This is a genomic window from Microbacterium paludicola, from assembly GCF_015235415.1.
Lineage (GTDB): Bacteria > Actinomycetota > Actinomycetes > Actinomycetales > Microbacteriaceae > Microbacterium > Microbacterium paludicola.
Genome location: NZ_JADGLL010000002.1, coordinates 127,047 through 142,142 on the forward strand (window position 1 = coordinate 127,047; position 15,096 = coordinate 142,142).

General features: G+C 71.7%; 12 protein-coding genes. 2 read left to right on the plus strand and 10 right to left on the minus strand.

The features are described from left to right. Nucleotides 1-2 precede the first annotated feature (2 nt). Nucleotides 3-878 carry a glycoside hydrolase family 43 protein gene (locus IR155_RS01720; protein WP_135112535.1) on the plus strand — a complete coding sequence of 292 codons (876 nt, stop codon included), beginning with the start codon at nucleotides 3-5 and terminating at the stop codon, nucleotides 876-878. 105 nt (nucleotides 879-983) lie between these two features. Here the strand turns inward: IR155_RS01720 and IR155_RS01725 are convergent, their stop codons facing one another. The 7 genes from IR155_RS01725 to IR155_RS01755 all read right to left on the minus strand — a co-directional run bounded on the left by IR155_RS01725 (nucleotide 984) and on the right by IR155_RS01755 (nucleotide 9,585). Further along, on the minus strand, nucleotides 984-2,417 hold the full coding sequence (locus IR155_RS01725; RefSeq protein WP_135112537.1) for a rhamnulokinase: 1,434 nt from the start codon (nucleotides 2,415-2,417) through the stop codon (nucleotides 984-986). 115 nt (nucleotides 2,418-2,532) lie between these two features. After that, entirely contained in the window at nucleotides 2,533-4,581 is a 2,049-nt protein-coding gene (locus tag IR155_RS01730; RefSeq protein ID WP_135112539.1) for a bifunctional aldolase/short-chain dehydrogenase, read from the minus strand. Between the two features lie 63 nt (nucleotides 4,582-4,644). Continuing rightward, nucleotides 4,645-5,487 carry an alpha/beta hydrolase gene (locus IR155_RS01735; RefSeq protein WP_135112541.1) on the minus strand — a complete coding sequence of 281 codons (843 nt, stop codon included), beginning with the start codon at nucleotides 5,485-5,487 and terminating at the stop codon, nucleotides 4,645-4,647. A gap of 19 nt (nucleotides 5,488-5,506) precedes the next feature. Next, entirely contained in the window at nucleotides 5,507-6,817 is a 1,311-nt protein-coding gene (locus IR155_RS01740) for an MFS transporter (RefSeq protein ID WP_209306718.1), read from the minus strand. Nucleotides 6,818-6,822: 5 nt separating this feature from the next. Beyond that, nucleotides 6,823-7,989: an L-rhamnose isomerase gene (rhaI, locus tag IR155_RS01745; protein WP_135112543.1), complete on the minus strand. Its 1,167-nt coding sequence runs from the start codon at nucleotides 7,987-7,989 to the stop codon at nucleotides 6,823-6,825. A gap of 74 nt (nucleotides 7,990-8,063) precedes the next feature. Then, on the minus strand, nucleotides 8,064-8,414 hold the full coding sequence (locus IR155_RS01750; protein WP_135112545.1) for an L-rhamnose mutarotase: 351 nt from the start codon (nucleotides 8,412-8,414) through the stop codon (nucleotides 8,064-8,066). Nucleotides 8,415-8,622: 208 nt separating this feature from the next. Beyond that, nucleotides 8,623-9,585 (minus strand): acetylxylan esterase, encoded by a 963-nt coding sequence (locus IR155_RS01755; RefSeq protein ID WP_135112547.1) that lies wholly within the window; start codon nucleotides 9,583-9,585, stop codon nucleotides 8,623-8,625. 173 nt (nucleotides 9,586-9,758) lie between these two features. Here IR155_RS01755 and IR155_RS01760 point away from each other — a divergent pair, with 173 nt between their 5' ends. Further along, nucleotides 9,759-10,769: a LacI family DNA-binding transcriptional regulator gene (locus IR155_RS01760; RefSeq protein ID WP_135112549.1), complete on the plus strand. Its 1,011-nt coding sequence runs from the start codon at nucleotides 9,759-9,761 to the stop codon at nucleotides 10,767-10,769. Between the two features lie 120 nt (nucleotides 10,770-10,889). Here IR155_RS01760 and IR155_RS01765 read toward each other — a convergent pair whose 3' ends face one another. The 3 genes from IR155_RS01765 to IR155_RS01775 form a co-directional block, all read right to left on the minus strand. Continuing rightward, nucleotides 10,890-11,840 carry an aldo/keto reductase gene (locus tag IR155_RS01765; protein ID WP_135112551.1) on the minus strand — a complete coding sequence of 317 codons (951 nt, stop codon included), beginning with the start codon at nucleotides 11,838-11,840 and terminating at the stop codon, nucleotides 10,890-10,892. 12 nt (nucleotides 11,841-11,852) lie between these two features. After that, nucleotides 11,853-13,502 (minus strand): MGH1-like glycoside hydrolase domain-containing protein, encoded by a 1,650-nt coding sequence (locus IR155_RS01770; RefSeq protein ID WP_135112553.1) that lies wholly within the window; start codon nucleotides 13,500-13,502, stop codon nucleotides 11,853-11,855. A 114-nt stretch (nucleotides 13,503-13,616) separates the two neighbouring features. Next, nucleotides 13,617-14,945, minus strand: coding sequence for an ABC transporter substrate-binding protein (locus IR155_RS01775; RefSeq protein WP_135112555.1), 1,329 nt, complete (start codon nucleotides 14,943-14,945; stop codon nucleotides 13,617-13,619). Nucleotides 14,946-15,096: the final 151 nt, after the last annotated feature.

A 15,096-nucleotide genomic window follows, 5' to 3' on the forward strand; every position in this document is an offset into this window, starting at 1 on the left:
GCATGCGACTCGACGACATCCAGATCCGCGATCCTTTCGTCCTCTTCGACGGCGACACCGGTCGCTACCACCTGTTCGGCAGCACCGATGAGAACATCTGGTCGGGCCCCGCCACCGGCTTCGACACGTACTGGAGCGATGACCTCGACGAGTGGCACGGCCCGACGGCGGCGTTCCGGCCGACGCCGGACTTCTGGTCGCACACGCAGTACTGGGCGCCCGAGGTGCACCGCTATGGCGACGCGTTCTACATGTTCGCGACCTTCACGGCGGAGGGCCAGCGTCGCGGCACGCAGGTGCTGCGGGCGGATCGCCCCGAGGGACCGTACGCGCCATGGTCGGACGGCCCCCTGACGCCGCGCGAGTGGGAGTGCCTCGACGGCACGCTTCACGTGGAGGACGGCACGCCCTACCTGGTGTTCTGCCACGAGTGGAAGGACGTCGGCGACGGCGAGGTGCAGGCGATCCGGCTGACGGACGATCTGCGGGGCACGGTCGGCGATCCGGTGCTGCTGTTCCGCGCGTCGGAGGCGCCGTGGGCGCGGTCGATCGAGCGTCCGGAGTTCCCGCGGGTGTTCGTCACCGACGGCCCCTCGATGCACCGGGCCGCCGACGGGCGTCTGCTGATGCTGTGGTCGAGCTTCGGCGATCAGGGGTATGCGATGGGCGTGGCGACCTCGCGGTCAGGGTCGATCGCGGGGCCGTGGACGCAGGCGGAGCAGCCGATCTGGGCGGCCGACGGCGGCCACGGGATGATCTTCGCCGACGCCGCGGGCGGGCTCTACCTCACGCTTCACACACCGAACCGGACGCCGGATGAGCGCGCGCGGTTCTTCCCCCTGGAGGAGACGGACGAGGGCCTGCGGCTGAAGGACTGAGCGGCCGCGGCGAGAACACACCGCCCGTCGCGCGTCCACATGCGCCCCGCGAGAACACACCCCGCAGGACGGGACCTCGCGGCGAGGGTGTGTTCTCGCGGCCGCTCAGGCCCGCACGCGAGAGGCGGCCGGCACGTACCGCAGGGGCTCGAACGCCCCGGCGACCACGGCGCGCAGCGCCTCGAGGTCGCCCGAGACGAAGCCGGCCGTCCGCGCCTGCACCAGCAGGTTGCCGATCGCGGTCGCCTCGACGGGACCGGCGAGCACCGGCAGACCGGCGCGGTCGGCGAGACGCTGGCACAGCAGCGTGTTGAGCGCGCCGCCGCCGACCACGTGGATCGTCTCGACCGGCACGCCCGACAGCTCCGATGCCTTCCGCACAGCCTTCGCGAACGCCTCGGCGAGGCTCTCGACGATGAGGCGGGCGAACGCGGGGCGCGACGGCGGCACCGCGAGGCCCCGCTCGCTCAGCCACGCGGCGATCCGCGCCGGCATGTCGCCCGGGGCGAGGAACACCGCGTCGTTCGCGTCGAACACCGCGTCCGGCGCCGGCGCGTGCGCGGCCTGCTTCAGCAGATCCGGAAGGTCGATGTCGCGCCCCGACTCGTCCTCCCATGCCCGCACGCTCTCGCTCAGCAGCCACAGCCCCATGACGTTGTGGAGGAAGCGCACCCGCCCGTCGACGCCGCCCTCGTTGGTGAAGTTCGCCTCGCGCGCGGCGTCGGTGAGCACGGGGTGCTCGGTCTCGACGCCGACCAGGCCCCAGGTGCCGCACGAGATGTAGGCCGCGCGGTCGGCCCGCATCGGCACGGCGACGACGGCCGACGCCGTGTCGTGCGAGCCGACCGCGACGACCGGCGCCTGGCCGCCGAGTTCGGCGGCGACGTGCGGCAGCAGGACGCCGAGTTCCGTCCCCGGATCCACGAGGGACGGCAGGATGCCGGCGGGCACGCCGATGCGCTCCGCCAGCGCCAGATCCCATTCCCGGGTGCGCACATCGAGCAGGCCGGTGGTGGACGCGTTGGTGCGCTCCGCGACGCGGGCGCCCGTGAGCATCCAACCGATCAGGTCGGGCACCAGCAGCAGGCCGTCGGCGAGGCCCAGCAGCTCTCCCTCGGCGGCGAGCTGATACAGGGTGTTGAACGGCAGGAACTGCAGGCCGTTGCGCCGGTAGAGCTCCTCGAACGGCGCGACGGCGTGAACGGCCTCGACGCCCGACGCGGTGCGCTCGTCCCGGTAGTGGAACGGCACGCCCAGCATCCGGTCGCCGCGCATGAGCGCGTAGTCGACCGCCCACGAGTCGACGCCGATCGACGCGATGGCCGGCTCGCTGCGGAACGCCCGCGACAGGCCGTCCAGCGCACCCCGGTGGAGGCCGATCAGGTCCCAGTGAAGCCCGGAGGGCGTGCGCACGGGCGTGTTCGGGAACCGCCCGACGGTCTCCATCGAGATGGCGCCGCCCTGGAAGCGCCCCAGGATGACCCGCCCGCTCGTGGCCCCGAGGTCGACCGCCGCGACCGCCCCGCCGCTGGCGCTCACGAGAGGCCGCCGGGAGTCCGGGCCGTTTCGACTCGCTGCGCTCGCTCAACGAGCGAAGTTTCCTCCTGCTGGTTGAGCGAGGAGCGCAGCGACGAGTCGAAACCGTGCAACTTTCTCATCGCAGGAACGCCTGCGCGACGCCCGAGTCGACCGGGATGTGCAGGCCCGTGGTGCGGCTGAGCTCGGGCCCGGTGAGCACGTACACAGCGTCGGCGACGTTCTCGGGCACGACCTCGCGCTTGAGGATCGTGCGGTTCGCGTAGAACTGGCCGAGCTCCTCCTCGGGGATGCCGTACGTCTTCGCGCGGTTGGCGCCCCACCCGGAGGCGAAGATGCCGGATCCGCGCACGACGCCGTCGGGGTTGATGCCGTTCACGCGCACGCCGTGCTCGCCGAGCTCGACCGCGAGCAGGCGCACCTGGTGGGCCTGGTCGGCCTTGGTGGCCGAGTACGCGATGTTGTTCGGGCCCGCGAAGACGGAGTTCTTGGACGAGATGTAGACGATGTCGCCGCCCATCCCCTGCTCGATCAGGGGCTTCGCGGCCGCCTTCGAGACGAGGAAGGATCCCTTCGCCATCACGTCGTGCTGCAGGTCCCAGTCCTTCTCGGTGGTCTCGAGCAGCGGCTTCGAGAGCGACAGGCCCGCGTTGTTGACGACGAGGTCGATGCCGCCGAAGGCGAGCAGGGTCGCGTCGATCGCCGCCTTCACTCCCTCGGCGTCGGCGACGTTCGCGGCGACGCCGATCGCGACGTCCGTGCCACCGAGCTCGGCCGCCGCCGCCTGCGCCTTCTCGAGGTCGAGGTCGGCCACGACGACGCACGCGCCCTCGGCGGCGAGGCGCGTCGCGATCGCCTTGCCGATCCCGGATGCCGCGCCGGTCACGAACGCGATGCGGCCCTGGTGCGTCTTCGGCTTCGGCATCCGCTGGAGCTTCGCCTCCTCGAGCGCCCAGTACTCGATCCGGAACTTCTCGGCGTCCGAGATGGGCGCGTAGGTCGACAGCGCCTCGGCGCCGCGCATCACGTTGATGGCGTTGATGTAGAACTCGCCCGCCACGCGCGCGGTCTGCTTGTTCGCGCCGTAGCTGAACATGCCCACGCCCGGCACCAGCACGATGAGCGGGTCGGCGCCGCGCATGGCGGGGCTGTCCTCGGTCGCGTGCGCCTCGTAGTACGCGGTGTAGTCGGCGCGGTACTGCTCGTGCAGCTCCTTCAGGCGCGCGATCTGGTCGTCCACCGACGCGGTCGCCGGCAGGTCGAGGATCATCGGCTTGACCTTGGTGCGCAGGAAGTGGTCGGGGCAGCTGGTGCCGAGCGCCGCGAGCTCGGGCGCGCGCTCCGAGGCGAGGAAGTCGAGCACGACGTCGGCGTCGGTGAAGTGACCGACCATCGGCTTGTCGTGGCTCGCGATGCCGCGGATGGTCGCCGCGAGCGCGGCGGCCTTGGCGCGGCGCTCATCCTGCGGCAGGGCCTCGAAGCCCGCGCGCACGCCGCCGAACGGGTCGGCCTTGCCGTGCTCGGCGATGTACTTCTCGGCCGTCTCGATGATCCAGAGCGAGTTGCGCTCCGACTCCTCGCTCGTGTCGCCCCAGGCGGTGATGCCGTGGCCGCCGAGGATCGTGCCGATCGCCTGGGGGTTCGCCTTCTTGATCTCGGCGATGTCCAGGCCCAGCTGGAAGCCGGGGCGACGCCACGGCACCCACACGACCTTGTCGCCGAAGATCCGCGTCGTGAGCTCCTCGCCGTCGGCGGCCGTCGCGATGGCGATGCCGCTGTCGGGGTGAAGGTGGTCCACGTGGGCCGCGTCGACGAGGCCGTGCATCGCCGTGTCGATCGAGGGGGCGGCACCGCCCTTGCCGTGAAGGCAGTAGTCGAACGCGGCGACCATCTCGTCCTCGCGCTCGATGCCGGGGTACACGTTCACGAGCGCGCGCATCCGGTCGAGGCGCAGGGTCGCGAGGCCCTGCTCGGTCAGCGTGCCGAGGTCGCCGCCCGAGCCCTTGACCCACAGCAGCTCGACGGGCTCGCCAGTGACCGGGTCAACGGCCGTTCCCTTCGCCGAGGTGTTGCCGCCGGCGTAGTTGGTGTTCTTCGGGTCGGCCCCGAGCCGGTTGGACCGGGCGATCAGGTCGGCGACGGCCGGGGTCTGCTGCTGGTTCGTCATTGTGTCTCTCTCGAGGATCGGCGAGTTCTTCGGGTGGGTCGGTCGTCCGGACGGATCCGGATCTCAGGGGCGGAGGATGCGCGCGGCGAATGCGTCGATGGTCGACGCCGCCCCGGGCTTCTCGGGGTCGTTGAGGTGGCCGTGGGTGGTGCCCGGCTCGACGGCGTACTCGACGTCGACGCCCGCGGCACGCAGGTCGTCGACGAAGGCCTCGGCCGACACACGCAGTTCGTCGACGTCCGAGGTGACCACGATCGCCGGCGGGAAGCCGGTGAGTCGCTCGGGTCCGGCGAGGCCGGGGATCGCCGTGACCGGCGCACCCTCGGTCGTGCCGTCGAGGTAGTTCTCGTACATCCACGAGACCACCGCGGGCCCGAACTGCTCGGTCAGCCCCGCCGCGGCGAGGCGCTCGGTGAGCTCGGGAGGCGTCGGCGGCTGCGGCGCATGCAGGGTCGGGTACGCGAGCACCGCGAGCGCGGGCAGCGGGTCGCCCTCCTGCATCAGGTGAAGGATGGCGCCCGTCGCCAGGTTGCCGCCCGCGCTGGCGCCGCCGAGGGCGACGCGGTCGGGGGCGATTCCCCATCCGGTCGCCTGCTCGCGCGTCCAGGCGAAGGCGGCCGCCAGCTGCTCCAGCGCGACCGGGTGGTGGACGCCGTCGCGTGCCTCGGCGCCCGATGCGGCATCCGCTGGCGCCGGGGCGAGCGGGTAGTCGACCGACACGACCGAGACACCCCGCGCGGCCAGGCCGCGCGCGACGTGGTCGGCCTCGGGCATGTCGAGGTCGCCGTACGCGAACCCGCCGCCGTGCGCCCAGACCAGCGCCGCGTGGGCCGCGGCGGCCGGATAGACCCGGACCCGCAGGGGCCCGTGCGGGCCGTCGACGATGTGCTCGGTCGTGTCGGTCATGATCGCTCTCCCTCGCCGCTCAGCGGTTGGCCGGGACGTCGGCGGGAAGCGGCACGGTGCGACCGTAGCGCTCCTGCTCGATCTGCTCGAGCGTCTTCCCCTCGGTCTTCGGCGCCCAGACGGTGCCCACGACGAGGGCGGCGACGAGCAGGCCGAGGATGACGAGGCCCAGGTTGCCGAGGCCGATCGTCGACAGCAGCACGGGGAAGACGAGGCTCAGCAGGCCCACCATGACGCGGGCGAGCATAAACAGCAGTCCCTGCGCGCTCGCGCGGTAGCGGGTGGCGAACAGCTCGGCGGTCCACAGGCCGTAGAACGCCTGCGCGCCGATGCCGGCGGACACACCCCACGCGACCGCGAAGACAAGCAGCGAGACCATCCCGGGCGGGGCGTAGATCAGCACGACCCAGCCGACGATGCCGAGAGCGGCGCCTGCGAAGTACAGCCAGCGGCGGCTGGCGCGGTCGCCGTAGCGCATGAAGCCGAAGTACGTGGCGGCGGCGGTCAGGCCCCACACCAGCACCTGCAGCAGGTTCTGCTGCACCGGGTCCTCGAGGCCCGCGGCCTCGTACACGCGCGGCTGGAAGATGCCGGCCTGGCCGGCGACGGTGTTCCACAGGCCGTACACGCCGAGCAGGAACGCCAGCGCGCTCCAGTTGCGCGGCTCGCGCAGCAGGCCGATCATGCCGGAGAAGAACGACACGCGCGTGCCGGCCGAGGTGGCGGCGGCCCGCTCCTCCTTCCACCGGCGCGACTCGGGCAGCCCGCGACGCACCCACCACGTGATCAGGGCGATCACGAACAGGTGAAGGAAGATCAGGCGCGAGCCGAGCAGGCCGAGCGGGCCCACGACCACGGCGAGCAGGAACCCGACGGCCGGGCCGATCGACCAGGCGAGCTGGGCGGTGCCGACGTGGGCGGCGCGCTGCGCGTCGGGGGCCTCCTCGGCGATGTAGGTCCACGACGCGGGGACGCCGGCGCCCACGGCGATGCCCATCAGGATGACGCCCGCGAGCAGCATCGCGAGGCCGCTGGAGAACGTCACGAGCAGGGCGCCGATCATGAACACGATCAGGTCGTAGGTGTAGATGAACTTGCGGCCGAGTCGGTCGCACAGCGGGCCGCCGATCGCGGCGCCGATGGCGGCGCCGAACGCGTTGGCGGACAGGGCGGCCACGAGGCCGACGACGCCGTCGTCGAAGCCGAACGCCTCCTGCCACAGCGACAGGCTCGTGGCGAGCGCGATGATCGCGCCGGCCTCGATGTAGTTCGACATGGCGACGGCGATCGTCGCCTTCCAGGCGGTGAGGGTGCGCTTCTGGGTGGTCATCGTGCTCACGCCCCCCATCCGGCCTGCACGCCGCCGACGCGGTCGGCCTCGATCGTGCGCTGGTAGTCGGAGTCGAGCTGCGCCCGCATCGGGTCGGCCGGCAGGCCGCGGCTCTCGCGCCACTCGGCGAGCGCGGGGCGCACGTCGGTGTAGAAGGCGTCCATGAAGACGGCGTTCGCCGCGAGCACGTCGCCCGAGATCTGCGCGTCGCGCAGGGCGTCGGCGTCCACCAGCAGCGCGCGGGCGGTCATCTCCTGCACGTTCAGCACCGAGCGGATCTGGCCGAGGATCTTGTTCTCGACGTTGTGGCACTGGTCGAGCATGAACGCCACGTCCGGGTTGTTCAGGCCCCCTCCGCGGATGACCTCGAACAGGATGCGGAACAGCTGGAACGGGTCGGCCGCGCCGACGATCAGGTCGTCGTCGGCGTAGAAGCGCGAGTTGAAGTCGAACGAGCCGAGCTTGCCGAGGCGCAGCAGCTGCATCACGATGAACTCGATGTTGGTGCCGGGCGCGTGGTGTCCCGTGTCGAGGCACACCATGGCGCGCTCGCCGAGCGCCGCCACCTGCGCGTAGGACGTTCCCCAGTCGGGCACATCCGTGTGGTAGAACGCCGGCTCGAAGAACTTGTACTCGAGCACAAGCCGCTGCTCGCCCGAGAGGCGCTCGTAGATGGTCGCGAGCGACTCGTGAAGGCGGTCCTGGCGGCCGCGCATGTCGGCCTGGCCCGGGTAGTTGGATCCCTCGGCGAGCCAGATCTTCAGGTCGCGGGAGCCCGTGGCGTTCATCACGTCGATGCACTCGAAGTGGTGGTCGATCGCCTTCTGGCGCACCTTCGGGTCCTCGTGGGTGAGGGCGCCGAACTTGTAGTCGTCGTCCTGGAACGTGTTCGAGTTGATGGTGCCGAGGCTGACGCCGAGGCCCTCCGCGTGGGCGCGCAGGGCGCCGAAGTCGTCGACGAGATCCCACGGGATGTGGAGCGCGACCGAGGGAGCGAGGCCGGTCAGCTCGTTGACGCGCGCGGCGTCGGCGATCTTCTCGAACGGATCCCGCGGGGTGCCGGGCGTGGCGAACACCTTGAAGCGGGTGCCCGAGTTGCCGAACGCCCAGGAGGGGAGCTCGATCGCCTGCTTCTCGAGCGTGGCGAGGATGTCGGCGGAGAGGTTGCTCACGGTGAGGCCTTTCTCACGAGGGGCGGCTTCGCCCCTGCTTGTCGGATGCGGATGCGGACGGGGAATGGGACGGATCAGGATGCGCCGCGCGCGGCGGCGAGCTGGGTCTCGAGGTGGAACACCTCGGGGTGGGTCTCGGCGGCCTGGTCGGGCCGGCCGTCGAGACCGACGAAGAACGGGGCCATCGACTCCTCCCAGCGGGCGGCGACCTCCGACTGGGCGAGGTACGCCTGCGCGGCCTCGTCGTCGTCCGTCACGTAGGTGCCCACGAGCAGGCCGTCGCCCAGGTGGAAGATCGAGTAGTCCCGGCGACCGGAGGCGGCGATCTCCTCGAGCATCTCCGGCCAGACGGGGCTGTGACGGGCGATGTACTCGTCGAGCCGCTCGGGCGTGACGCGCAGGGCGAAGCAGATGCGTTGGCTCATCGTCGAGGCGTCCCTCCATTGGGGCGGTCAGTACTGCGGCGGTCGAATACTGGACCGTTGAATCGTTTCAGACAGACTGTACGACATCCTTCGGCCCGGCGCCAGTCCCGCCCGTCCCGGCCTCGATCAGTGGACGAGTCCGCCGCCCCGCGCGGTCCCGCGCCGCGTCCTCACCGGATGACCGCGATGTCACCCAGGCCGTCGCCGGTCAGCCGAGGCGTTCGGCGACCCACGCGAGCTGCGCCCGGCGCTGGAACGCCCCGCCGCCCTCGTGGTCGTTGAACGGGTAGACCTCGATGGCACGGTCCTCCGTTCCCCAGGCGTTGAACGCCGCGAAGACCGTCGAGGGCGGGCAGATGACGTCCATGAGGGCCACCGAGAACAGCGTGGGGGCGCCCGCGCGCTTGGCGAGGTTCACGCCGTCGAAGTAGCTCAGCGTGCGATACACCTGCTCCACGCGACCTCGATGGGCCGCGAGGTAGTCGGCGATCTCGCGGTACGGCCGGGCGTCGGTGATCGTCGTCGCGCGCGCGAAGTGGCACAGGAAGGGCACGTCCGGCAGCGCGCCGGCGACGCCGTCGGCAAGCGCCGCCGCGGCGATCGTGATGCCGCCGCCCTGGCTGCCGCCCGTCACGAACAGGGGGATGTCGCCGGCGAGCGCCCGCGCCGTGTCGACCGCGCGCACGGCGTCCGCGTACACCCGGCGGTAGTAGTAGGTCGCGGGGTCCTCGATGCCCTGGGTCATCTTGCCGGGGGTCGCCGATCCCGAGCCGTGCGGGTCAGGGGTGTCACCGGGGCGCCAGTGGCCCCAGCCCTGGCCTCGCGTGTCCACGAGCAGGTGCGCGCAGCCGGCGAGCGGCCAGGACCCGACCTCGTGGGCGAGGCCGCGTCCCCCGCTGTAGCCGATGAACTCGACGATCACGGCGCGCGGGGCGACGCCCGCCGGCACCGTCCACCACGCGCGGATCTCGTCGCCGCCGAAGCCGGAGAACGCCACGTCGCTCGTCTCCACGAGCGTCAGCCCCGTCTCTACCCGTTCGATCCGCGGATCCCAGGCGGCGGCGCGCGTCTCGGCGATCGTCGCCTCCCAGAAGGCGTCGAAGTCGTCGGGCTCGGCGACATCCGGGCGGTACTCGCGCAGCGCGTCGAGGGGCAGGTCGAACAGGGCCATTGATCGGTTCCTTCCGCGCGGCTCCGATGCCGCTCGCAGAAGAACCTAGCGCGGAATGACACGATTCAGCCGCTACGCTCGGCCCATGACGGAGGGGACCCGCCCGGGGTCAACGTCGAACGGATGAGGCGATCGTCCCCTGCAGGCGATCGAGTGAGCGAGTCGGAATCAACATGGGCGTGAGCATCCGCGAGGTGGCCGCGAGGGCCGGTGTGTCGGTCGGCACCGTGTCGAACGTGCTCAACCGCCCCGAGTCGGTTCCGCAGGCGACGCTCGAGCGCGTGCGCGCCGCGATCGCCGACCTCGGGTACGTGCGCAACGACGCCGCCCGACAGCTGCGCGCCGGGCGCTCGACGACCGTCGGGCTCGTGGTGCTGGATGCGCGCAACCCGTTCTTCACCGACGTCGCCCGCGGGGCCGACGACGCCGCCGCGCGGCACGGAATGTCGGTGCTGATCGGCAACAGCGACGAGCAGCCCGAGCGCGAGCTGCGGCTCGTGTCGCACTTCGAGGAGCAGCGCGCCCACGGCCTGCTCATCTCCCCCATCGGCGACGACGTCGCCCGGCTGCGGGAGATCCGCGAGCGCGGCACCCCGGTGGTGCTCGTCGACCGGACGGTCGAGGGAAGCGGGTTCTCGTCGGTCGCGGTGGACGACATCCACGGCGGAGAGCTCGCCGCCCGCCACCTGCTCGAGACGGGACGACGCCGCCTCGCCTACATCGGCGGTCCGGTGAGCCTGCGGCAGGTCGAGGATCGCGCCGAAGGAGCCCGCCGCGCGGTGGCGGCCGTCGCGGGCGCGACCCTGGAGACGGTGCCGGTCGCGTCACTCACCGTGGCCGAGGGGCGTGCCGCGGGTGAACGGATCGCCGCGCTGCCGGCGGCCGAGCGCCCCGACGCGGTCTTCGCGGCGAACGACCTGATCGCGCTGGGAGTGCTGCAGGCCCTGGTGCAGGCCGGCGTCTCGGTGCCGGAGGACGTCGCGCTGATCGGCTACGACGACATCGACTTCGCGTCAGCGGCGGCCGTCCCGCTGTCCTCCATCCGCCAGCCGAGCCGCCGGATGGGCGAGACCGCGCTGTCGATCCTCGTCGAGGAGGCGGCCGACCCGTCGCTCGAGCCGCGCGTCGTGGTCTTCGAACCGGAGCTCGTCGTGCGGGCCTCGACCGCGCCGAACGCCCGCTGAGCGACCGAAGCCTCCTGCTCGTTGAGCGAGCGAAGCGAGTCGAAACGCCCCAACCCGCGGGCGACGTCAACCCGGTTTCGACTCCCTCGCTGCGCTCGGTCGCTCACCCACCAGTAGGGGTCAGCGGCGGTCGAGCCAGAGCTCCTCGGGCGGCACCAGGGCCTCGAGCTCGGCGAACAGCTCGTCGGGAAGGTCCGCGGTCGCCGCGGCGACATTCGGCGCGACGCGGGCCGCCGAGGACATCCCGATGACCGTCGTGGCGAACCGGGGGTCCCTCGTCGAGAACCGCACGGCGGTGACGTCGAGCGTGGTGCCGTAGCGGCGACACACCTCCCGCATCCGCTCGATCGCGTCGAGCGTCTCGGCGGGCGCCGGGCCGTACCCGTACTTTCCGGGGACGCGCACGGGATCCGTCAGCGCTCCCCCGCCGAGCACGGCGGCGTTGATCAGTCCCGCGCCGTCGGCCTGCGCCCGCGCGAGCAGGTCGCCCGCCGAGCGGTCTGCGACCGTCCACCGGTTGTGGACGAGCAGCAGCTCGAACACGCCGAGGTCCCAGTAGCGCGAGGTGACGCGTGTGTCTCCGCCCGCGAGGCCGATGTGCCCGATCTCGCCGCGGTCGCGCGCGGCGACGAGCTGATCGACGGCCCCGCCCGGCGCGGTCATCATGTCGAAGTCGTGGAACTCCGGATCGTGAAGGTGCACAACGGGCAGCGGCGCGATGCCGAGCCGCTCGGACGACTCGGCGAGGGAGCGCCGCACGCGCTCGCCGGAGTAGTCGCCGTCGAGCGCGTCGACCTTCGTGATCACCAGCGTGTGCTCGGGAAGCGCTCCGTACGCGGCGAGCGCCGTGCCGAGCCGGCGCTCGCTCTCGCCGCCGCTGTAGCCGTTCGACGTGTCGATCGTGAGGATGCCCGCATCGAGCGCGGCAGCCACCGTCTCGATCGCATCGTGCTCGGGCACCTCCCTGCCGAACAGCTGCGGCATCGATCCGAGCGGTCCGCCGCCGAGGGTGACCGAGGAGACGAGCAGACCGGTGGAGCCGAGGGGATTCAGCGGAAGCGAGGAGGTCATGCGCCCACTCTCTCAGAACACCGGCGCGACGAACCCGACGCCGGAGCGGCTCACCACCGCCGAGCCGGACAGCGAGATCCGCTCGTTCGGCGCCACCTCCAGCGTCACCGTGCCGCCCGGCAGCTCGAGCTCACCGGCGACGGCCCGCGCGCCGAGTCCGACCACGGCGCTCACGGTGCCGTCGCGCTCCGCGACCACGCGCCAGCCGCGCGGGAACCCGCACACCTGCTCGCCGTCGCGCCACACGAGCACACGCTCGTCGTCGGCGACGAGCTCCCACTGTGCCCCGTCGATCCGACGCCCGTACGCGATCGCCTCGGCGGCGGCGCCGTGGTCGAGGCGCGTGGGCGCCATCCCGCTGAGCCACACCTCGCCGTCCGGACGCGGAAGGATCCCCGCGTACCGCTCGACCGCGTCGAGGAACCACAGGATGGACGGCGAGTACACGTCGGTGTAGCCCGCGTCGCCCGACCACGGGTCGAGGCACTGCGGGAACCGGTCGGCGACGGCGAGCGCGGCGAGCACCGGCTGCGACACGAGGGCGAGCTCGGCGACGTGCCCGTGCAGCTCGAAGGCGTGCGGCGCACGCAGCTGCGCAAGGAAGTTCACGGGCCCGCCCCACGAGTTGCGCGAGGCGTCGTGGTCGAACCGCGGATCGCCCATGGCGACGGTGGTGAAGCCGTAGTGCGCGAGGAACTTCCGCGTGTTCATCAGGTATCGACGCAGCGACGCGGCGAAGAACTCCTCGTCGCCGACCTCGTTCGCGAGCACACGCGCGAGCACGTCGCCCTGCAGACGCACCAGCTCGCCGTTGCGGTCGCGGTCGTAGAAGAAGCCGTCCGCCTCGTCGAAGCACTGCGCGTACAGCGCATCCAGCGACCGCTGCGCCGCGTCCTCCCACGGTTGCGGATCCTCGCCGAGTTCGCGGGCGATCCGGCCGAGATACGCCCGCTGGCAGGCGACGTTCGAGGTGAGATCCGGCGCCACGTACGGAAGGATCGGCGAGTCGGGATCGACGAGGCGCGCATCCGAGCGGAACGCGCGGTCGGGCGCGAACCAGAACCGCGGCGACAGGTCGTGCCCGGTGTCGAACGTGCAGAACGCCTCGACGCCGCCCGTGCCGCGGGTATCGCGATACCGCTCGAGCCACGCGTCGTAGCGCTCCATCGCGGTGCGCATGGTCTCGAGCAGCTCGCGGTCGGCGGCGCCGGAGCGGCCGGTGAGCAGGTAGTGGTTCCAGACCACGCGCGCCAGCGGGGTGACGATCTGGATCTGGCTGAAGGCCGGGCCGTCGGCCGTCACCTTGTACGGGATCATCCCGTCGTCGCGCTGGTGGCGCGCGAACAGCAGGAGCGTGTCGCGCGCCACCTGCGGCGCGAAGCGGGAGAGCACCTCGGTGTTGATGGTGCCGGTGCTCTCGATCCAGGAGCCGTGGTAGACGCCTCCCTCGTTCAGCACCGGCGCTGCGCCGCCCAGCGGACGGATGCACTGCGCGAGCTCGGCGAGCGCGGTGTGCCAGCGCGCCTCGAGCGGTCCGCCCACGGCGGCGAACCGCACGCCCTCGCGGGCGAGCTCGTCGCCCAGGGGTGAGGACGCGATCCCCGCCCGTGCGACGGCGTCGCCCTCTCGCAGGCGCCGCAGCGCCTCATCCGTCGCGGTCATCGGATCATCCTGTCGTCGCAGCATCTGGTCGGTCGTCTCCGCTCGCGGACGCTCGCTCCGCCCGACGACCGGAGGTCACCGAGCGGAGCGAGCGTGAGCGAGGTCCGCGGGCGGTTACTGCAGCGCGGAGCTCAGCTCGGAGACCCACTGCTCCGCCGCCTGCTCCGGCGTCTTGGTGCCGAAGAGCACCTCCGACTCCATGCGCTGCGACAGCTCGTTCATGATGGCGCCGCCGGCGGGCTGCGGCGGAGCGACGACACCGCTCTCGAGCACAACGCCGACGTACTCGGCGGCGATCTTGTTCGGGCCCTCGAGGGTCGGGGTCACGATCTCGAGCGCCTCCGGGTTGAACGGCACGCCGCGGGTGTCCTTGATGAGCTCGATGGCGGCAGGCTCGTGAAGGAACCAGTCGATCAGCATCGCGGCCTCGGCGGGGTGCTCGGTCGCGGCGTTGATCGACCAGAACGCGGACGGCAGCAGCGCGACCCCCGTCATGTCCGTGTCGGTCGGCGGCAGCATCATCTCGACGTTGCCGGCGCCCGCGTACGCGGCCATCAGGTTCGAGTAGCCGAACGTGATCGCGGCCTGGCCGAGCGTGAACGGCTGCTGGTCCGGCGGCAGCGCCCAGTTGGCGGTCACGACCGACGGGTCGGGAAGACCGCCCCCGTCGAGCAGCTGCTTCTCGATCTCGTACCAGCCGGCGATGTGCTCGGCCTCGACCCCGAGCTGGCCCTCCCAGTTGTACATTCCGGTCTCGGTGAGCTGGCCGGTGTAGGTGCCGAGGATGTCCTGGATGCGCAGGTCGATGCCGTAGATCGGCTGGCCCTGCTCGTTCTCGAGACCCTTGCTGCCGATCTCGTTGGCGGCCGCGATCAGGTCGTCCCAGGTCCAGTCCTCGGTGGGGACCTCGACGCCGGCCTGCTCGAAGATGTCGGTGTTCACGAAGGCGGCGGTGGCGTTTCCGCCCGTGGGGAGGCCGTAGAGCTTGTCGTCGACGAGGGCGCTGGTGAGCGAGAAGTCGGGGTAGTCCGAGGTGTCGAGCTGGTCGGAGACCTCCGCCAGATCGAGCAGGGCGCCGAGCTCGCCGTACTCCTGCGGCTTCGCGCCGCCGAGAGCGAAGACGTCGGGGGCGGTGTCGCCGCCGGCGCCGAAGTCGGTCGCCAGGCGGTTGAACAGGTCGTCGGGGGCGCCGACGGGCGTCTCCTCGACCGTGATGTTCGGGTGCTCAGCCTCGAACAGGTCGATCACCTCGCCGAAGAGCGCGGCGCGGGCGTCGTCGCCCCACCACGACATCTCGAGGGTGACCTCCTCGTCGGACGGGGCGGGTTCGGCCCCGCCCCCACCACCGCCGCCGGAGCAGCCGGTGAGGATCAGCGTCGTCGCCACGGCGAGCGAGCCGAATGCCATGGGGATGGTCGCGCGCGACCGGGTGATACGCGTCATTGCGCCTCGTTTCGGAGAGGGACGGCCGCCATGGCCGCCGTTGTACCGGGTGCGGGACGGCCAGTGGCTGTTCGGGACGCCGTCCGCGCGGTTCCTGCGAGGGTCCGAGAAACCGCTTTCACGGAAACTAGCACCGCGCTGCCAGAGTGTC